At 74.1% G+C, this 3246-nt stretch carries 2 protein-coding genes and 1 pseudogene; 1 reads left to right on the top strand and 2 read right to left on the bottom strand.

Annotated elements, in window-relative coordinates:
* Window positions 1-631, top strand: a pseudogene (locus tag AC2CJA_RS25525) (IS5 family transposase); the annotation flags it as partial.
* A gap of 72 nt (window positions 632-703) precedes the next feature.
* Here the strand turns inward: AC2CJA_RS25525 and AC2CJA_RS25530 are convergent.
* Both AC2CJA_RS25530 and AC2CJA_RS25535 read right to left on the bottom strand, forming a co-directional pair.
* A complete protein-coding gene (locus AC2CJA_RS25530; protein WP_484605032.1) occupies window positions 704-1474 on the bottom strand; it encodes a transposase family protein in 771 nt (256 codons plus the stop codon).
* 40 nt (window positions 1475-1514) lie between these two features.
* On the bottom strand, window positions 1515-3246 hold a 1732-nt coding region (locus AC2CJA_RS25535; RefSeq protein WP_484605033.1), incomplete at its 5' end, for a hypothetical protein.

Below are 3246 nucleotides of genomic sequence, written 5' to 3' on the forward strand. Positions count from 1 at the left end.
GGGATCGACTGGACGGTCTCGGCCGACTCGACGATCAACCGGGCCCACCAGCACGCCACGAACACGGCCCGGCCGGAGACGGACACCAGCGCCGCCATCCGCCGCAGCAAGGACGAGACTCCTGCCACCGGGGGCGAACCCGCCGGCCACGCCATAGGCCGATCCCGTGGCGGCCTGACCACCAAGATCCATCACGCCGTGGACGGCAACGGCCGCCCGCTGGCCGTCGTAGTCACCCCTGGCCAGGTCCACGACGCACAGGTCCTCTCTCTTGCTGGACGACATCCGAGTCCCGCGACTCGGCCCTGGCAGGCCGCGCACCACACCGGAGGCGCTGCTCGCAGACAAGGCGTACTCCTCCAAGCAGGTCCGCGCAGACCTCGCGGTCCGTGGCATCCGCACGGTGATCCCCGAGCGCACCGATCAACAGGCCAACCGCAAGAGGAAGGGCCGCAGCGGTGGACGGCCCCGGACTCTGGACACCGAGACCTACAAGCGCAGGAACGTCGTGGAACGATCGTTCAGCCTGCTCAAGCAGTGGCGGAGCCTGGCCACCCGTTACGGCAAACTCGCGATCGTCTACCGCTCCGCAGCCATGCTGGCAGCGGTCATCGCCTGGCTACGGAGTTGAGAGACACGACCTAAAGCGTGTTGCAGAAGGCTGTGAGCAGGCAGGGTGAGCTGCGATTCGGTTTCGTGTTGATCATGCGGCGAGTGCGAGGTTGTGCATGCGGGCGACGGCCTGGACCGCGTAGTGGAGGCCGTCGCCGCGCTGTCGGCAGTCGCGGAGGATCCTGTAGTTCTTCATGCGGGCGAAGGTGTGCTCGACCCGGGCCCGTACCCGGCGGTGCTCGGCGTTGTCCGCCTCCTCGCCCGCCAGTAGGGCCCGTCCGGGGCGTTTGCGGTGCGGCACGATCAGCCCGGTGTTGATGTACGCCCCGTCGCCCAGCACCGCCACCCCCTGGCAGTGCTCGGCCAGGCCGGAGGAGCGCCAGGCCCGCGCATCGGCGGTGGTGCCGGGCACCGGCCGGGCTGCGGCGACCACCAGCCGGGTGTCGGCGTCGATGATGACCTGCACGTTCGCCGAGAACCGGTAGTTGCGGGAGGATGCTCCGACCTTGCGGTCGCGCACCGGGATCAGGGTGCCGTCCACGATCCACAGCCGGTCGGCGGCATCGGCCGACCGGGTTACCGGCTCGATGGCCAGCAGCGGTCGCAGTCGCTGGATGACCCGGCACACCGTGGCCGGCGAGACCCCGAACAGCGGCGCGAGCTGCCGCATGGTGAGGTTCGTGCGGTAGTACACCGCGACCAGCAGCACCCGGTCGGCCAGCGGCAGACACCACGGACGGCCGATCCGCGGCCCCTCGCCACCCCGCTCCCGCACCGCTTTCAACAGCCGCTCGAACTGCCGCATCCGCAGCCCCGTGAACGTTTCCACCCACACCGGCTCAGCCCTCAACACCCCACGCATACAGGCAAAATGCCCGGATCACAGCCTTCTGCAACACGCTTTAGTCCGCCGCCGGGCCGGTTCCGGCGCGGGGCCCGGGCCCCCGTTCGGACTGGGCCGGGACACAGGGCGCCTCGTGCCCCTCGGCCGGCCGGTCCAGCCGGTCCAGCAGCGCCGTGCGCTCGGCGTCGAAGGCGGGGTCGGCCTGGTAGTCGCCGTGCCCCAGGATCGGTGCGGGCAGCGGATGTTCGGGGGTACGCCCGTAGTGCAGCGGGTCTCTCAGCGGGCCGCGGTCCACCTCCTGGTCGCCGTCCTCCCCCGGCATCACCGGGCCGCCGATCGGGTCGGTCAGGCGCCACAGGTTCCGCCAGCAGTCCACCTCCTCGCCGAGCGCCCGCATGGAGGCGGGGCCGAAGCAGGCCGGGAACCAGCGTCCGTAGAGCCGCTCCAGCGGGGATCCGTAGGTGAGCAGGGCGACCCGTCCGCGGGCGCCGGGGTCGAGCTGCCAGACGGCGGCGGCCGCCAGCACACTGCCCTGGGAGTGCCCGGAGATCACCAGCCGGCCGCCGGTGCGCGCGGTCCAGGTGCACATCCGCCAGGTGAGGTCCGGCACCGCGCGTTCGGCGTAGCAGGGCGGCGCGAAGGGGTGGGCGGCCCGCGGCCAGAAGGTGCCCACGTCCCACAGGATGCCGACGGTGCGGCGGGCGGCGGCGTCGCGGTAGGCGCGGCGGCCCATCGCCACCAGCAGCACCACCATCGCGCCCATCAGCCAGGAGCCGAGCGCCTGGACGGTCTGGGCCAGGGCGGGCAGCGGGCCGGGCCAGGAGGCCGCGGCCGGTCCCGGGGGCAGGCCGGTGCGGGCCGCGCCCGCCAGGGCGCCGGCGCCCAGCAGCACGGTGGTGAGGGTGACGGAGGCGATCAGGGCCGGTGCGGAGTCGGTCAGCCGCGCCCAGGCGACGACGCGGGCGATCCGGCGGCTGCGGGACTCCAGCTCGCGTGGCTCGCCCTCGTAGGAGTCGACGACCTGGGGAGTGAGCCGCCCGCGCGTCCGCTCCGCCCGCACCGCGGCGCACAGCGCGAAGGCCACCACGACCAGCAGCAGGACGGGGATCACGGCGGCCTGCCAGCTCAGCAGCACCGGCGGCCCCGCTATGGCGCCGCCGGCCACGCCCGGGGTGCCGTCCTTGTCCAGCCAGTCCGCCACCCGCTGGGCCACGCCGCCGGTGAGCACTCCGCCGAGCGCGCAGGCCAGTAAGGCGACCGCGGCGCCGCCCAGCCCGCCCATGGCGCACCGTCCGGCGCACGAGCCCGGCGGAGCCGCCCGGTGCAGGAGGTACGCGGTGACGGCGATGGCGGCGGCCAGCGCGCCCTGCAGGAGGGTGAGCCAGGCGAACACGCCGGTGCCCGGCAGCTGGGCGGAGGAGGTCCAGCCGGGGCGCGGCCAGGCGACGTACACGGCGGTCAGCGCCAGTGCGCCCAGCGCGGCGCCCGGCAAGGCCTTCGAGGCCCACCGGTCGATCCGTTCGTCCGGCTCGGACTCGGTGCGGCCCTTGCGCACCGCGACCAGTACGGTCGCCGCCCAGCCCGCCGCGAGGAGTACGGTCAGCGTCCGCCCCGAGGCCTCCAGCGCCGTGCCGCCGCCGGGGCGCAGATCGTGGTCGGCGGCCGCGGCCAGCAGGGCGGTGGCGACCGTGAGCAGTCCGGCCGCGGTGTGGGCGGCGCGCAGCCGGGAGACCAGGCGGCGGCCGTACCAGAAGCCCGGCAGGGAGAGCGCGGGCCGCTCGCCGCCGGGC

This window comes from Streptomyces sp. ATLC9 (assembly GCF_057196705.1).